Origin of the sequence: Streptomyces sp. Isolate_45, assembly GCF_024721315.2 — a bacterium.
Lineage (GTDB): Bacteria > Actinomycetota > Actinomycetes > Streptomycetales > Streptomycetaceae > Streptomyces.
Window position 1 is genome coordinate 56,935 of record NZ_JANFAK020000023.1, and the last position, 15,925, is coordinate 72,859.

At 71.8% G+C, this 15,925-nt stretch carries 13 protein-coding genes and 1 pseudogene; 7 read left to right on the top strand and 7 right to left on the bottom strand.

The annotated features are described in order from the left end of the window. The first annotated feature begins 46 nt into the window (after positions 1-46). Positions 47-1,387, top strand: a complete 1,341-nt coding sequence (locus NOD94_RS10585) for an MFS transporter (protein ID WP_281205556.1) — start codon at positions 47-49, stop codon at positions 1,385-1,387. 31 nt (positions 1,388-1,418) lie between these two features. Here NOD94_RS10585 and NOD94_RS10590 read toward each other — a convergent pair whose 3' ends face one another. From NOD94_RS10590 to NOD94_RS10600, 3 genes are all read right to left on the bottom strand, one after another. Further along, positions 1,419-2,804: a hypothetical protein gene (locus tag NOD94_RS10590; RefSeq protein WP_281205557.1), complete on the bottom strand. Its 1,386-nt coding sequence runs from the start codon at positions 2,802-2,804 to the stop codon at positions 1,419-1,421. Positions 2,805-2,896: 92 nt separating this feature from the next. Continuing rightward, entirely contained in the window at positions 2,897-3,352 is a 456-nt protein-coding gene (locus NOD94_RS10595) for a nuclear transport factor 2 family protein (protein ID WP_281205558.1), read from the bottom strand. A 519-nt stretch (positions 3,353-3,871) separates the two neighbouring features. Then, positions 3,872-4,318 (bottom strand): ester cyclase, encoded by a 447-nt coding sequence (locus tag NOD94_RS10600; RefSeq protein WP_281205559.1) that lies wholly within the window; start codon positions 4,316-4,318, stop codon positions 3,872-3,874. A gap of 314 nt (positions 4,319-4,632) precedes the next feature. Between NOD94_RS10600 and NOD94_RS10605 the strand changes: the two genes are divergently transcribed. Next, positions 4,633-5,646 carry a hypothetical protein gene (locus tag NOD94_RS10605; RefSeq protein ID WP_281205560.1) on the top strand — a complete coding sequence of 338 codons (1,014 nt, stop codon included), beginning with the start codon at positions 4,633-4,635 and terminating at the stop codon, positions 5,644-5,646. A 50-nt stretch (positions 5,647-5,696) separates the two neighbouring features. On the opposite strand, the gene NOD94_RS10610 is transcribed toward NOD94_RS10605, so the two are convergent. Both NOD94_RS10610 and NOD94_RS10615 read right to left on the bottom strand, forming a co-directional pair. Further along, positions 5,697-6,467 carry an MBL fold metallo-hydrolase gene (locus NOD94_RS10610; RefSeq protein WP_281205561.1) on the bottom strand — a complete coding sequence of 257 codons (771 nt, stop codon included), beginning with the start codon at positions 6,465-6,467 and terminating at the stop codon, positions 5,697-5,699. A 74-nt stretch (positions 6,468-6,541) separates the two neighbouring features. Beyond that, positions 6,542-7,372, bottom strand: coding sequence for a 2OG-Fe dioxygenase family protein (locus tag NOD94_RS10615; protein WP_281205562.1), 831 nt, complete (start codon positions 7,370-7,372; stop codon positions 6,542-6,544). Between the two features lie 496 nt (positions 7,373-7,868). On the opposite strand from NOD94_RS10615, the gene NOD94_RS10620 reads away from it, so the two are divergent. The 3 genes and pseudogenes from NOD94_RS10620 to NOD94_RS10630 form a co-directional block, all read left to right on the top strand. After that, complete coding sequence (locus tag NOD94_RS10620; protein ID WP_281205563.1) at positions 7,869-8,441, top strand: dihydrofolate reductase family protein; 573 nt, start codon at positions 7,869-7,871, stop codon at positions 8,439-8,441. Between the two features lie 83 nt (positions 8,442-8,524). Then, complete coding sequence (locus NOD94_RS10625; RefSeq protein ID WP_281205564.1) at positions 8,525-10,348, top strand: alkyl sulfatase dimerization domain-containing protein; 1,824 nt, start codon at positions 8,525-8,527, stop codon at positions 10,346-10,348. Between the two features lie 71 nt (positions 10,349-10,419). Beyond that, positions 10,420-10,713, top strand: a pseudogene (locus NOD94_RS10630) (pyridoxamine 5'-phosphate oxidase family protein); the annotation flags it as partial. Between the two features lie 190 nt (positions 10,714-10,903). Here NOD94_RS10630 and NOD94_RS10635 read toward each other — a convergent pair. Further along, positions 10,904-11,683, bottom strand: coding sequence for a crotonase/enoyl-CoA hydratase family protein (locus NOD94_RS10635; protein ID WP_281205565.1), 780 nt, complete (start codon positions 11,681-11,683; stop codon positions 10,904-10,906). Positions 11,684-11,726: 43 nt separating this feature from the next. After that, a complete protein-coding gene (locus NOD94_RS10640) occupies positions 11,727-12,935 on the bottom strand; it encodes a cytochrome P450 (protein ID WP_281205566.1) in 1,209 nt (402 codons plus the stop codon). A 537-nt stretch (positions 12,936-13,472) separates the two neighbouring features. On the opposite strand from NOD94_RS10640, the gene NOD94_RS10645 reads away from it, so the two are divergent. Continuing rightward, positions 13,473-13,823, top strand: a complete 351-nt coding sequence (locus tag NOD94_RS10645) for a PRC-barrel domain-containing protein (protein ID WP_281205567.1) — start codon at positions 13,473-13,475, stop codon at positions 13,821-13,823. A 201-nt stretch (positions 13,824-14,024) separates the two neighbouring features. Further along, positions 14,025-15,548 (top strand): AMP-binding protein, encoded by a 1,524-nt coding sequence (locus NOD94_RS10650; protein ID WP_281205568.1) that lies wholly within the window; start codon positions 14,025-14,027, stop codon positions 15,546-15,548. The last annotated feature ends 377 nt before the right edge of the window (positions 15,549-15,925 follow it).

Below are 15,925 nucleotides of genomic sequence, written 5' to 3' on the forward strand. Positions count from 1 at the left end.
GTTCAGGACACTGGGGTTGCCGATTGGTCCGGTCCAGCATCGTCCTGTGACCACCGCACATACGCATTCACAGACACAGGCCCGGAACACCCCGACCGTTCCGAGCGACCCGCCACCCTCCGCGACCTCGTTGTGGGACCGACCGTTCACGCTCTACTTCACCGCCCGCGCGGTCTCGTTGCTCGGCGACGCGATGATGCCGGTGGCCGCCGCGCTCGCGGTCGGCCCGCTGTACGGGATCTCCGGGGTCGGCTTCGTCCTCGGCACCTGGACCGGGACGTTCGTTCTCCTCGTCCTGTTCGGCGGCGTGTTCGCCGACCGCGTCGGAGCGCGGCGGATGATGGTGGGTGCGGACCTGGTCCGGGTGCTCACCCAGGGTGTGCTGGCTGCCGCGTTCTTCGCCGGCACGCCGCCGTTCTGGCTGCTGGTGACCATGGCGGCACTGGCCGGTGCGGCCGTCGCGATGTTCCAGCCCGGGGTGAACGGGATGGTTCCGCTGGTCGCCCGGGAACCGCAGCGGGCCAACGCCACGCTCAAGGTCGCCGACGCCCTTGCCCACCTGCTCGGCCCCGCCCTGGCGGGGCTGCTGATCGTGCTGACCGGCGCGGGGGCCGTTTACGCGATCGATGCCGGCACCTTCGTGCTCAGCGCCCTGTGTTTGGCTCTGATCCGTCTTGCCCCCGCCGACGCACCCAAGACCTTGGCCGACGCCGACTCCACCGGTTCCACGTGGGGTTCGCTCCGCCGCGACCTGCGCCGGGGATGGCAGGAGTTCCGCTCCCGCACCTGGATGTGGGCGGTCATCCTGATCTGGGTGGCGTACGGCGTACTGCTCTTCGGCCCGCTGGTGCCGCTGAGCTCAGCGCTGATCGGAGCCCGGCTCGGCCCGAATGCCTACGGCCTGGCCGTCTCCTTCATGGGCGTCGGAACCGTGCTCGGCGGCCTGTTGGCACTGCGACTGCGCCCGGCCCGGCCGCTGGCCGCCGGTGCCGTCGCCATGGCCTTGTTCACCGTGCTGCCGCTCTGCGTGGCGTTGGGCGCAGGGCTGCCGGTGCTGCTGGCGGGGCACGTCCTCGGCGCCGGCGCCTGGGCGTTCTGGTCGGTGATGTGGGCGACCAGCGTGCAGACCCACACACCATCCGCGGTTCTCAACCGGGTCACCGCGTACGAGCTGGCCGGCTCGGTGTCCGGGATCGCGCTCGGCCAGATCCTGGCGGGGCCGGCCACCGAACTGGCCCCGCCGGAGAGCCTGCTCCTGGTCTCGGCGGGCACCTGCCTCGCGGGGTGCGTCGCGCTGCTCTCCGTCCCGGCGATCCGCACCCTGCGCCGCGTCCCTTCCCCGGACACCGTCACGCCGGCGGCCCCGGGCGATCCGGACGGATCGTGAACGGCCGCCGGCATGTGTACCGACCTCTCGGTCAGGCGGACGGCACCCAGCGTTCCGGCACCGTCTCGGACTCCCTCACCGTTCCCTGACGTCGGGCGGCCGCCAGGCGGGCAGCCTGCGCCGCGACCGGCGCGAGGTCCGTGGGGGCGCCGCCCGACTCCGGTGGCACGACACGTCGGCCCATCAGTTCCACTCGGCGGGCCTGTTCCGTCGGGAACACGTCGGCGGGCAGGAACCACGAGGCGGCGCCGGTGACGTCCACCTGGCGCAGCAGGCCCTCGGCGGCGAAGTGCAGCCGGTAGCCGAGGTATTGGAGGTCGGTGTCGAAGAGCAGGGTGCCGGTGACGTGTCCTCGGGCCTGCCGGGCCCAGTACGCCAGTTTGCCAACGGCAGCCGGCAACCTGCGGGCCCGGCCGATCGCCGCCGCGTACCCGTCGGCCTCCACCCCGCCCTCGGCGAAGCGGCCCGTACCGGTCAGGGTGATGGGGCCGGGCTCGGCGCCGGTACGGAATTCCAGCCGTCCGTCACCATCGCCGTCCGCGGTATGGCGGCTCCACAGGTCGTGGTACCGGGCCGTGCTGACCGCTGCGGTGTCAAGGGCAGCCGCGACGACGGTGACCCGGGCGGCCGGGTTTCCGTTGAGGAGCGCTTCCGCCGTGGCCAGGGCGTGGTCCCCGCCGCCGGCCACGATCCAGCGGTCGGCGGCCGTCACGGCGGTTCGCCCGTACACCAGTGCGTCACCGAAGCAGAGCGGTCCGGCGGCGTCCGCGGTGGCCTTCAGGAAGGCGGCGAACGCCCGGATCGCCTCGATCGGAGCCGTGGACGGGGTCAGCAGGCCCGGGTCGACACCGTCCAGCAACGCCATTACGTCCGCCGGGCCGCCTCCCTGGTTCAGTACGTCGACGAGTGCGGTCGCCGGCCCGCGCGCCACCGGACCCAGCCCGGCCAGATCGGCCAGCAGCACACCCGCGGCCCGGTCGAAGGAGTGCAGGGCGGGGCCGGTACCGGGCACGAGCTGTGGGGGCAGGCCGGGGGCGAGCGTCGGTATGCCCTCGATGTCGACGATGATCTGGTCGGCCGCCCTCGCGGGGTGGACGGCCGCGACCAGACGGCGTTCCTGATCAACAGCCAGCTCGGCGGTGCCGTTCACCACCGGGCCGGAAGAGGCGAGCTGGTCCAGCCACATCCGGACGGCAAGCGTCGGTACACGCTGCGTGGGGGCGGCGTACGTGTAGGGATCGAAGCCGTGGACGTCCAGGTGGCGCAGCTGATCGGGGGTTTGGCCGAGCTCGGCGAGAACACCTCGGTGGAACATGCCGCCGCAGTCGTCGACCAGCACGGCCCCCGCCGGGCGGGCCAGGGCCGCGGGCCCGCCCCCGATCATCATCTCCACAGGCCGATGGATGTTGTCGCTCATCGGCGTTCCCCCTCTCCGGTGATCATGTGCGCCAGAGTAGCCCCGCGTACCTGTGCGTGGTCGTGAGGTCCGCCCCGCCCTCCGTCTTCGACTCAGTGATCCTCACCCGGCTCCCGCGTCTCGAACGCCTGGGCCACGGCAAGGCTGTCCTCGTAGACGTGGTGCCGAACGACGAGGCCGTCCTCGACCGTGAGGTGCAGCGCGAACCGGGCGCGATAGGGGCGTCCGGTGGAGCGGGCGGTCCGGCGGATCTCGCCGAGCACGACCGCGTCGCCGCCGTCGACGAGGATGCGTTCGATCTCGGTCGCCGCCTGTCCGGGCACGTGGTGCGCGGCGAGGTCCCGGTAGTGGGCCTCGGCGTCGGCCCGAGTGGAACGGTGGCGGATCCAAGGGGTGTCGGTTCGACCGTGCTCGGCCTCCGGCCAGTCCAGTTTCCAGTCGCTCCGCTCGGCATACATCTCAGCGATGCGTTCGGCGTCGCCCTCTCCGATCCGGCGCAACAGTTCTTCCAGCACGGCACGGGTGGTCGTAGCTGCGTCCGTGGTCACGGCTCATCCTCCGATCGGCCATCCGCGTCCGACTGACGCGGCCGGATCAGCATTCTCGCCGGCACCGACCGATCGGTGCGATTACCTCACGGGTAACGACACCATGGTCGGCGCGCGGTCGGAGGCGAGGAAGGCCGCGGCGTGGGCGACGTCTTCGAGACGGGGCCGGCGGTGGAACAGGGTCACGGTCGCCTCGGGTCGTCCTCGGGCGGGCTCGACGGGTCCGGCGAGCCGGGAGAGAGCGGCCAGGCCGACCGGATGCCGTGCGGCCCGAGTTCGCCGGCGAGCCGGCGGCACGGACCGGAGAGGGCCGACCAGGCGATATGGGAACCGCCCAGGCCCGGAACGGCTTCCCGGCCGCCACCCATGGCCAGGATCACCGCGCTGCGGACCGACCGCGGGCTCCGCGCGTACGAAGTGGTCGGGATGCCGGGGTCGGTAGACGCTCCTTCCTCTCCGGCCCGGGTAACGGCAGGGCCTTACGGGTGTGCGCGTCGTGCGGCGAGGGGCCTACCGGCGTCAGTCGCAGGCGGGTGCGGGTGCGGGCGCGGGGGCGGGTGAGATCTGCTGCATGAGGCTGAGCAGGTCCGGAGCGACCCACTCCTCGGCGATCCGATCGCCCTCGAAGCGGTAGACCTCGACGCTCCGGTATCCGACCTCGCGGCCCGTCGCCTGGAACTGCTGGAACGTGCCCTGGTGCGTGCCCTGGAAGTGGACCAACACCGTCACCTTGTCGGCGACACCGAACATGTCCTGGACGTCGATCTTCAGGTCGGGGAAGGCATCCTTCATGATCTTGGTGCCCCGCGACCAGACCTCCCGGCCGTGCAACGGCTCCGGGCATCCGGGGACGTGGGCGGTGAAGCCTTCGGTCAGCATCAGGGCCGCCTTGTCGAGATCGTCGCTCTCCACGAGCCGGTACGCGGTGCGCAGCAAGGCCATGTTCTTCTCGACGGTGGCGGTCATGTCGGAGCTCCTCCCGGAGGTCGCCCTGCACGCTCGGTCAGCGCTGCGGGCCGGATGGAGCCCAGTAGAAACCCTGACGTCGCGACAGGGTCAACCGTGCCGCCCGCTCGGCGGCCGAACCCCGACGAGGTACCGCGGGAATGCGTGGACGACATCGACGACCTCAGCCGCGAGAAGCCCCGACGACCGCTGCGGGGCCGACTGCCGATCCTTGGCTCATACCTCGCGTGTATCGAGGTCGCTCACCCGACAGAGGGAGGGGGATCGTTCCGGTGGCCGATGCCGCCTGACGCGGTCGATGAGACGTTCGGACCATGACCGGTGCTGAACGAACGACGAAGGCGCTGTGGAGCGCCTGGTGGCAGGAATGGCCGCGCTGGGTGGCCGGGGCAACGGTGTTGTGGGCCGTGCTGTACGCCGGCTTCGGCCTGGCGTGCGCGCTGAACGGGACCGCCTTGTCCTACCACGGCGGCGGGCAAGGGGCCTCCGGGCTCGGATGGGCGGTCACGGCGGTGGGTGCGCAGGCCGCCGTGGTCAGCGGAGTGGTGGTGCGGTACGGGCCTGGGCCGGTGCTACGGGTGCTGCTCCGGGTGACCTGCGGGCTGGCCGGTATCACCGCCTTCAGCCTGCTGATGGATATGATCACGCTGATGGTCGGTCAGGGGGTGGACAGCCCGGCCTCCGCTGCGAACAAGGCCCTCGCGGCGGTCGGGGCGGTCCTCCTGGCTGCCACGGCCCGGTCCGACGGCCACCTCGCCGTTCCGGCTGTACGAGCGCCTTCCGATGTACGGTGGCGCCTCGAACTCGTCGCCTGGGCAGGGACGTTGTCCTTCGTCCCGTACGTGGCGATGAAACTGGTCTGGGCGTCCGGCGGTACCTTCGCCGGGATCACCGGCGAGGAGATGTTCGCGGTCTCCGAGCGGAACGGCGCCTCCGGGATCTTCCTCACCCTGGAGTCGTGGGGTCTGGATCCCACCGCGCTCCTGGCCGCGCTCGGCAGCTTCCTGCTCTGGGGCCTGGTCCGCCCCTGGGGACGGGTCTTCCCGCGCTGGACGCTGTTCCTGCGCGGCCGACGGGTGCCGCGCTGGCTCCCCCTCACCCCGGCCCTGCTCGGCGCTGCGACACTCGCCCCTTACGGCGTCGTGGGGGGCGGATACCTGGCCCTGGCCACGGCCGATGTGGTGACGATACGGCGTGGCGACTTCCCCTCCTCGGACGACGCACTGCTGGTCGGCTGGATCGGGATGGTCGCCTTCGCCGTCTACGGTGTCGCCCTCACCATCGCGGCCCGCTCGTACTGGGTTCGGACGCGTCCGCCCGCCCCATGAGTGTCCACACGGGGTGTCCGGCGGTGGGAATGCCCCGAGAGCGTGTCGGGTCAACCGACCGCGAAGGTGGCGCCGGGTGCGGCGTGGTCGATCGGACCGGCGAAGCGGGTCGCGGCACGGGCAACCGCCTGTTGCGGGGTGAGGAAGGGCCCCACGTGTGTGACGATCAGCCGTCGCGCCCGGGCCGCGTCGGCCGTGTCACCGGCGTCCTCCGGTGTGTGGTGCACCGGCTCGCCCTCGGTCGGGACCTGCGGGCTGTCGGCCTCGCACAGCAGCACGTCGCACTCCTCGGCCAGGTTCGTCAGACCGGGGCAGGGTGCCGTGTCCCCGGAGTACACCAGAGATCGGCCCGCCGCCTCGACGCGAAGGGCGAAGGCGGGGCAGCCGTGCCGCACCGCCCGGCTGGTCAACGTCACCCCGCCGACGCGCACTTGATGTCCGTCATGCAGTTCATCGATGTCGAAGGCGGATTCGATCGGGCTGCGGGTCGAGGAGTTGGTGAGGAAGTGTGACAGCCGATCGGCGATGCCCGGCGGGCCGTAGAGGGGGATGGGCGCGGCGAGCCGGATGTCGGCGTGGAGCGCCCCGTAGTAGGCGGTGAGGAGGTCCGCGCTGTGATCCGCGTGCAGGTGCGAGATCCAGATCGCATCCAACTCGTCGAGCCGAACGTGCCGTCGCAGCTGAGCCAGGGTCCCGGTACCCGCGTCCACCCACAGCCGCGTGTCCCCACTGGACACAAGGTAGCCCGAGCAGGGATTGTCCACACTCGGATAGGGCGTCGCGGATCCCAGAACCGTGAGCCGGAGAAGATCGCCGGTCATCGGCGAAGTCCGGATCGCTTGCTCCACACGGGCGGAAGTGCCTTCGCGCGCTGTGGTGATGACGTGCCCCGGGGTCACAGTTGGGGAACGTACGGGGCGAGACCGATGATGAGGACGGACCGTTCGCCAGGTCCTGGCTCCGAGCCCGCGCGGACCGGGCCGACGTAGTGGCTGACCCTGTGGTCGTGGACGGCGTATCCGTCCAGTGGGTCGGTGAGGGTGAATTCGGCGTGGATGTCCGCCCAGGGGTCATCGGGTTGGAGGCCCGCGCTGCCGGGTGTGGCGATGACGTTCTGCCCACCGGTGACGTTGGCACGGCTGATGAGGTGGGCGAAGGTGAACGTGCCGGCCGAACCTCCGTCCTGGTGAAGGCAGTTCGGGGAGGAGACGGCGTCCTGGTCGGGACGGTCGACGCCGAGCCTGATCAGGTGGACGCCGGCCCACAACGGTCGTCTCCCCAGGTCCCTCAGGGACAGGACCTGCTCGATGTCCCAGCGCAGGAGCCGCAGCAGCAGGGCGTTGCCGCGCAGGACCTCGGGGACGTCGGGGAGCACGCGCCGCGGCCGCGGGGAGTCGGGGTCTCCCTCACCCTGGGAGAAGTCGGTGACCGTACCGTGTACGGGGTCGGGAGTTCCGGGAATCCAGGACAGTTCGTCCTTCCACGGCAGGTACACCGCATGGGAGTACCGACGGAACCGGTTCGTCCCGGGAGCGTAGGGGTCGGGCGGCAGGGCGGCGCAGACCTCCCGGATCGCGGCCAAGTCCCTCGCGTCGGAGCCGCCCGGGTCGATACCGAGCCGCTCCGCTCCGTAGCGGGCGAACCCGTGCTCGCGCAGCCCGTCCAGGCCCTCACCCGGACCTCCCTCATCGGAGTGCGTCCGCCGCTGGAACCCAGCCTTTTCCACGTGTTCCTCCAACAGGTCACTACCAGGACGGATGACGCCGACGGCCCGTGCGGCCCGTGCGCGGACCTCCGCATTGCGCCCGGGGCTCGACACGGCCGGGCGATGCGGGCCACAGCCCTTGCCGCGTGCTCGTCGAACGGTCGCCGTTTCGGGCGGTCCGGCTGCTGAGCGTCCTACGGGTCGCGGGAGGAAGCAAATCCGCGCTCTCACCGTCACCGGCGCGGCGTCGGCCGCACCCTCCGGACGCGTCGAGAACGCTGTGGGCCGCCGGCCGCCCTGGCATCCGCGTCGGCGGGTTCGACTTGATGTACTCGGATGAACCCGTCGGATGGGGCGGGCGATGACCGATAGGTTTCCGCGCGATCCACGGGCATGTTCAATGACCGGTCCATCGCAGCCACGCGTGTGGTCGACGCGCGCACCGGACGGACCCGCCGAGAATCAGACCCGCACAACGAACACCGGACGCCCGACAACAGACACCGAGGAACTTGAGATGCGCACCCTCATCAGCACCGCCTTCGTTTCGCTCGACGGAGTCGTGGACTCCCCCGGAGGCGAGCCCGGATACCGGAACGCGGGGTGGACCTTCAAGGACGTCGAGTTCCTGCCCGAGGCCTTCGAGATCAAGGCCCGGGAGCAGAAGGAAGCCACCGCGATCCTGATGGGCCGGACGAGCTACGAGGCCTTCAGCCCGGTGTGGCCCGACATGGAGGACTTCGCCGACTACAAGCTGATGCCGAAGTACGTCGTATCGACCACCCTCGGCGAGGGCGACCTCGTGTCGAACTGGGGTGAGACGACGATCCTGCGTTCGCTCGATGAGGTCGCCGCGCTGAAGGAGACCGAGGGCGGGCCGATCATCGTCCACGGCAGCGCTTCGCTCAACCAGGCCCTGTCGGACGCAGGCCTGATCGACCGCTACCACCTGATCGTCTTCCCCCTCCTGCTCGGCGCGGGCAAGCGGCTCTTCAGCGCGACCGACAAGGACGCACAGAAGCTGAAGCTCGTCGAGCACGAGGCGTACGCCAACGGCCTCCAGAAGAACGTCTTCGACGTGGTCCGCTGACAAGGACCGCACGCTCCGGGACACGCCGCGAGGCTCGCGGACGTCCACGGGCGAGTTGGCGCTTCATGGGCTATTCGTTGCTCATGAGTGAACTCGACTATGCCGACATGTCCGACTTCGAGGACGCCGAGCGAGGATTCGTCGCCGCTCTGTCCCCGGCCGTCGTCCGGACGGACGACGGCCGGGTGATCTGGGACGGTGACGCCTACGCGTTCCTCGACGAGGAGTGCCCCGACACCGCCCACCCCAGCCTGTGGCGGCAGAGCCGGCTCTGCAACAAGCAGGGCTTGTTCGAGGTCACCGAAGGGATCTACCAGGTCCGGAACCTGGATCTGTCGAACATGACCCTGGTCGAGGGCGATACCGGGGTCATCGTCATCGACCCGCTGATCTCCGCCGAGACCGCGGCCGCCGCGCTCGCCCTGTACCGCGAGCACCGCGGGAACCGCCCGGTCACCGGGATGATCTACACGCATTCGCACGGCGACCACTTCGGTGGCTCGCGCGGAGTCCTCCCGCACGGCCACCCGCCGGTGCCCGTGATCGCACCGGCCGGGTTCCTCGAGCACTCGGTCGCGGAGAACGTGTACGCGGGCGGCGCGATGACCCGCCGGGCGGTGTACATGTACGGCGCGGAACTGCGCAGGGGGCCGGCCGGGCAGATCAGCGCCGGGCTGGGCATGACGACGTCCAAGGGCACGATCACCCTCGTGCCGCCGACGCTGGACGTCACCCGCACCGGCCAGGAGGAGACCCTGGACGGAGTGCGGATCGTCTTCCAGATGACGCCGGGCACCGAGGCCCCTTCGGAGATGAACTTCCACTTCCCCGACCGGCGCGCGCTGTGCATGGCGGAGAACGCGACGCACAACATGCACAACATCCTGACCCTGCGCGGAGCGCTGGTCCGCGACACCCGCGTCTGGGCCCACTACCTGGGCGAGACGATCGCCCTGTTCGGCGACCGGTCCGACGTCGCGTTCGCCTCCCACCACTGGCCCACCTGGGGCCAGGAGCGCATCACCGACTACTTGGCCGGTCAGCGCGACATGTGGGCCTACCTGCACGACCAGACCCTGCGCATGACCAACCAGGGGCTCACCGGCACGGAGATCGCCGAGCGGATGGAGCTGCCGCCGGTGATCGCGAACCGGTGGGCGAACCGCGGCTACTACGGCTCCGTCAGCCACAACGTCAAGGCGATCTACCAGCGCTACATGGGCTGGTTCGACGGCAACCCCGCTCACCTGTGGGAGCACCCGCCGGTTGAGCAGGCCCTCCGTTTCGCCGCCGACTACGGCGGTGTCCCCGCGCTGATCGCCAAGGGCGAGGAGTACGCCGCCTCCGGTGACCTGCGCTTCGCGGCGACGCTGCTGGGGCACGCGGTCTTCGCCGCCCCCGGTGACACCGCGGCCAAGCAGGCGCTGGCCGGGGTGTACGAGAGGCTCGGCTTCGGCGCGGAGAACGGTACGTGGCGCAACTTCTACCTGATGGGCGCCCAGGAGCTGCGCGGCACGGTCGCGCACACCGCGCTGGAGACGAGCAACCCCGAGATGGCGATGGCGCTCACCGTCGACATGCTCATCGACTCGCTCGCCATCCGCGTCGACGGCCCGCGCGCCTGGGACGAGAAGCTCACCATGACCTGGAACGTCACCGACGAGGACCGCACCTGGCACCTCCAGCTGTCCAACGGAGCCCTCACCTACCGCAGCGCCGGCACCGGAACGGACGGGCAGGTCCCGGCCGCCGACCTGACCCTGACCCTGACCAAGCCGCAGCTGCTCGGCGTCCTGGCGGGCGCGGGACTGGACGGCGTACACGTCCAGGGCGACCCCCAGGTCTTCGCGACCCTCGCGGGCCTGCTCGACACCCCCGACCCCGACTTCGCCATCGTCACGCCCTGACCACGGCCCCTTCCCGGCAGGACCACCGGTCACGGCCGGTACACCCTTCCGGCTTCGGGGCGGGCAGTCCGGTGCGTTCGATCCTCGACGAGGCGATCGTCCGTCACCTCGGGTTCGTCCGCGACGGCCGGCCCGTGGTCCTGCCCACCCTCCACGCCCGCATCGGCGAGCACCTCTACTTCCACGGCTCGACCGCCTCCCGGCCGGTGCGACTCGCCCCGGAGGACGGGCCCGGTCCGGAGGTGTGCGTGACCGTCACCCGCCTGGACGGGCTGATCCTGGGCCGCTCCGCCTTCCGATACTCCGTCAACTACCGCTCCGTCTTCGCCCACGACACCGCGCACCGGGTCACGGACCCGCGGGAGGCGTAGGGGCACCGGACGCCCCGCGGGGCCCTCCGCACGCTCCGCGGCCGCCCGCCCCTCGCGGAACGACGCGTGCTGAGCTGCGCGAGCCGGCGCAGGGGCCGCGACGCGCCGCTGCGTGCGGGCGGCCACTGGAGGTGTCGGTCCTGTTCGGTCCCGCTCCGGGTGGGGCGGGCGGAAGGCGGTGGCTCTACCGGGCCCAGGCCGGGGGCCGCTTCTCGCAGAACGCGCGCGTGCCTTCGGCCGCCGAGGCCGTGGTGAAGACGGGTGCGGTGAGCGGGTCCTGAACGTCGAACGCGCTGCCGTCGTCGAGGCCGCGGGTGGCTTCGACGACCTGTCGGGTGATGCGGACCGCCTGCGCCGCGTTGGCACGGACCCGGGCGGCGAGGGCGAGCGCGGCGTCGAGGGCTTCGCCTTCCCCGGTGAGCCGGTTGACGAGTCCGTGCCGGGCGGCGTCCGCGGCCGGGAGCGGAGAGGCGGTCAGGAGCATGTCCATGGCGAGGTGGTACGGGAGACGGGCGGGCAGCCGGATGGCCCCGCCCTCCGAGGCGATGAGACCGCGGGCGACTTCGGGCAGGACGAAGAACGCGGTGTCGGCGGCCGTGATCAGGTCGCAGGCCAGGACGAGTTCGAATCCGCCCGCCACTGCCGCCCCTTCGACGGCGGCGATGAGCGGTTTCGTCCGGTGAGCGCGGGTCAGCCCGGCCAGCCCCCGGTCGGCTACGCGCGGTACTCCCTCGTCGGGGAAGGCCTTGAGGTCCATTCCGGAGCAGAAGTGACCGCCCGCGCCGGTCAGTACGCCGACATCGAGCCCCGGATCGGCTTCCAGGAGCGTGAGGGCGGCATCCACGGCCTCGGCCAGGGCCCGGTCGACGGCATTGCGGACGTGGGGGCGGTTGAGTGTGATGACCAGGACGCGTTCGCGCCGCGCGGTGAGGACCACCGGGTCGGGGGTTTCCGTGTTCATCATGTCCTTCCGGTTCGTAGGGGGGCGGGGCGGGCCGCGGGTCGGGTCATCGTCGGACGAGGGGCAGCGCGGCCAGTCCGCGCATGACCCGGGCCGGACGCCAGGCCAGTTCGTCGGCGGGTTTGGCCAGCCGCACCGTACCCAGGCGTTCCAGCAACAGGGGGAAGGCCACCGCGCCCTCCAGCCGGGCCAGGGCGGCTCCGATGCAGAAGTGCGGGCCGTACCCGAAGGCGAGGTGGTCGTTGGGTCGGCGGCCGACGTCGAGGCGGTCGGGGTCCGTGAAGCGGTCGCCGTCGCGGTTGGCGGAGCCGATCAGCAGGCTGACGATGTCTCCTTCACGGATGGTCCGGCCGTGAAGGCTGATCGTTTCTCCCGCGCACCGGAACGTGGCGTCCCGCACGGGTGAGTCGTAGCGCAGGAGTTCCTCGACCGCAGTGGGCAGGAGGTCGGTGCCCGGGTCGGGGGCGGTGAGTCGTGCGGCCTGTTCGGGATGGTGCAGCAGGGCGAGCATGCCGTTGCCGATGAGGTTCATCGTGGTGTCGTGGCCGACCAGGAGGAGGAGGTAGGCGGTCGAGCGCAGTTCTTCCTCGGTCATCGCGCCGCTCACGTCGCCCGCCGCGACCAGGGCGCCCAGCAGGTCCACGCCGCCGCTCTCCTCGCCGGCGCGCTTTCCGGCGATCAGCGTGTCCAGCAGCGCGTGGAGGTCCTCTCCCGCGCGTGCGGGGTCCGCGGCCGGGTCGGGGGCGATGGTGGCCATGAGGGTGTCGCGGGTCGCGGCGTTGTCCAGGCGTTCGGGAACGCCGAGGATCGCGCAGATCATCCGGAAGGTGAGCGGCGCCGCGAAGTCGGCGATCAGGTCGATGTGCACGTTCTTCTCGACCCGGTCCAGCAGCCGGTGGGCCACCTCGGTGATGAAAGGTTCCAGCAGGGCGATGCGGCGCGGCACGAACGCGGTGTTCACCAGGGTCCGCAGCCTGGTGTGGTCGGGGGGATCGGCGTGGACCAGGTGCCGGTTGAGTCCGGCGGGCCCCGGCACGTATCCGGGGACCCGGCCCGGGTCCTTGCTCAGGCGGGGGTCGCTCAGCAGGACGCGTACGTCGTCGTAGCGCGAGACCTGCCACACGGCGGGCCGCCCCGCGCGCCGTTCGACGTGCGCGGGCGCGTGGCGGCGCAGCCACGCGAAGTACGGGTAGGGATCCCCCACCCGGGCCGTCACGAGGGCGGCGGGTGGGCGGGGTTCGGCTTCAGGGGGCACGACGTCTCCGGCTGGGCGTTGATCCACGGACATCCCTCCAACGAAGCCCTCCACCGGGGGATGCGGCACGGAACGGACTCCCTGGGGCGCATCCCGTGCCGCCCGGATGGGCGAGTCCGAGCCCGGCGCGCACTCCGTCCTCCGCCGCGGCCCTGTGAACGGCCGGCCGGCCGGTCCGGCCAGTGCGCCTGACGGGGGCCGGTCCCGCCCGCGACGGTGAACCCGAGCATGTGGGCCCCGGCGAAGAGGCCGACGGCGAACATGGTGCCCACGGAGCCGCGGTTGTGTCGGTACCCCTCGCGCGGCAGGAGTCCGTGCGCCGGACCGTGTTCACCTCCGTGCGGGTGGCAGTTGCCGCGTGTGGCGTAGTGGCGCGCGGCGGCCGCCTCGGGCCGGGCAGGTATGGCGTTGCCCTGCCCGTACGCGGGTGGGGAGCCGAGGTCCGGCGCCGGCAACGGACAGGACCGGAGCCTCCTGCACACCTGGACCCGCGCTACCGGAGCGCGTCCGTCCTTCTCAACGAAGTGGAGTCGTGCCATGTCCGCGAACATGTGGAGCTACCCCCCGGAGTCGAGCCACACCCCCGGTACCCGTCTGATCGGGTTCAAGGTCGAGGCCAGTGACGGCCACATCGGCAAGGTCGACGAGCACACCGAGGACGTCGGTGCCTCCTACCTCGTCGTCGACACCGGACCGTGGATCTTCGGCAAGCACGTCCTGATCCCCGCCGGAACCGTCGTGCGTGTCGACGTGAAGGACGAGAAGATCCACGTGAACCTCACCAAGGAGCAGATCAAGGACTCCCCCGCGTACGACAAGGACAAGCACCGCGGCGACCCGGTCTACCGCGACCAGCTCGGCCTCTACTACGGCCACGACCACAGCTGATCGGATTCCGACAGCCGCTGCGGCCCCCCACGTGACGCGCAAGGGGCCGCGGCACCACGCGTCGCCGGTGCGGGACTCCTCACCGGCGCGCCGCACGGCCGACTCCGCCGCGGTAGCGGCGCGGAGCGTTCCGAGAGCCGAGACCGAACCGCGGGACCCGCGGTCGACTCCGCTCCGGGAGGGGCTTGTAGCCTCGCCTCCATGAGCGCACGGTACGTCACCGATCTGGTGGAGGCATTCGAACTGCACGCGGGACGGCCCGCGATCGGCGCCGGCCGCGACGTCAAGGACTTCTCCGAGGTGCTGAGCGAGGTGTACCGCCTGGCCGGTGCCCTGGCGGACGCGGGAGTGCGGCCGGGCTCGGGGCTGGCCTGTGTGACGGGCGCCAACCGTCCCGAGGTGCTGCTGGTGCGGCTGGCCGCGCACGTGCTGGGAGCCCGGCTGACCCAGATGGTCATCGACGCTGCCGCCTACGGGCTGGAGTTCGTCCTGCGGGACTGCGAACCCGACCTCGTGGTCCATGACACGCCGGTACCCGACACGGGGGCGGCCCGGGTCTCCCTGGACGAGGTGCTGGCCTCGGCGGCCGCCCGTGCGGCGGAGCCCGTACCGGTGCGGGCGCGGGAGGACGACATCGCGCGGGTGACCTACACCGGCGGTACGACCGGTCTCCCCAAGGGCGTGGCGTCCACCTTCCGTGCGCTGGCCGCCCGGGCCGACGGGCACGGGAGCCGACACGAGCACGACCGGACCGTCTTCCTCTCCGTCACGTCGCTGGCCCACCGGTCCGGCGGGCGTTGCCTGGAAGAACTGCGGACCGGAGGCCGCGTGGAGGTCCTCGCCACCTTCGGGACGCGGGAGTTCGCGGCCGCCTGCCGGCGGCTGGGTCCGGTGTCGACGTACCTGATGCCGGCGATGGTGTACCGCCTGCTGAACGACCCCGCCACGGCCGACGGGATCCCCGGGCTCAGGGTGATCTCCTACGGTGCCTCGCCCATCCTCCCCGAGCGCCTGGCTCAGGCCGTGTCCCGCTGGGGCGGGCGCTGGCAGCAGGGCTACGGCTCGAACGAATCCGCCGTGATCTGCCGGTTGACCCCTGCGGATCACGATGCCGCGCCGGCCGGCAGGCCCGAGCTGCTCACGTCCGTCGGCCGTCCCGCGCCCGGGGTGGACGTACAGGTACGTGACGAGCACGGAGGGCTCCGGCCGCCCGGTCGGACGGGTGAGGTGTGGACCCGGTCGGGCGCGATGATGGCCGGGTACTGGAACCGGCCCGACCTGACCGCGGAGGTGATCAAGGACGGCTGGCTGCGCACCGGCGATCTCGGGCACTTCGACTCCGCCGGCTACCTCCATCTCGACGACCGCGTCAACGACGTGGTGATGGTCGACGGCGACAACGTGTACTGCCTGCCCGTCGAGGCCGCGCTCGCCCGCCACCCCGCCGTGGCCGAGGCCGTGGTGGTGGGCCGGCACAGCGAACTCACGGGTGAGGAGGTGTGTGCCTTCCTGGTACCGGCGCCGGGATGCGCGCCCGACTCCGACGCCGCGGCGGAGGCCTGTGACCTGGTGGAGAAGGCGCTGGCCCCGGTGCACCGGCCCACCGCGGTGTTCTGGGCACGGGCCGTCCCGCTGACCGCCCAGGGGAAGCCGGACAAACGGCGCCTGCGGGAACGGGCGGAGCAGCGGGCCGGGGATTCGGGGCTCGGTCACGGCGGACGGTGAGACGTCTCGGGGCGCCGGAACGGTGGCGGTGGCGCGGGTGCTGCGTCGAGAACGAGACCGAGTCGGCGAACAGCGCCGCGGCCTCCGCGCTCTTCCCCTCGGCGAGCAGCGGGAACAGGCGTTGCGCCGTTTGCGCCGGCGACTCCGATGTCACGTATGCCGGCTTTACCCCGCTGTGCCCCGCCCGCGCGGGGCAGGAGTCCCGCCCGCGCCGGCGGCCTTCCGGCCCGCCGGGGGGCCGGTCACGGCGCTCGGCGCCCCCGGGGGGCGGGGGGGGGGGGCGGCGGGCCGGGGGGGGGGGGGCCCGCGGGGGCGGGGGGGGGGGGCGGGGGGGGGGGGGGGGGTTTATGGTGTGCCGGGACCCACGCCCCCCACAC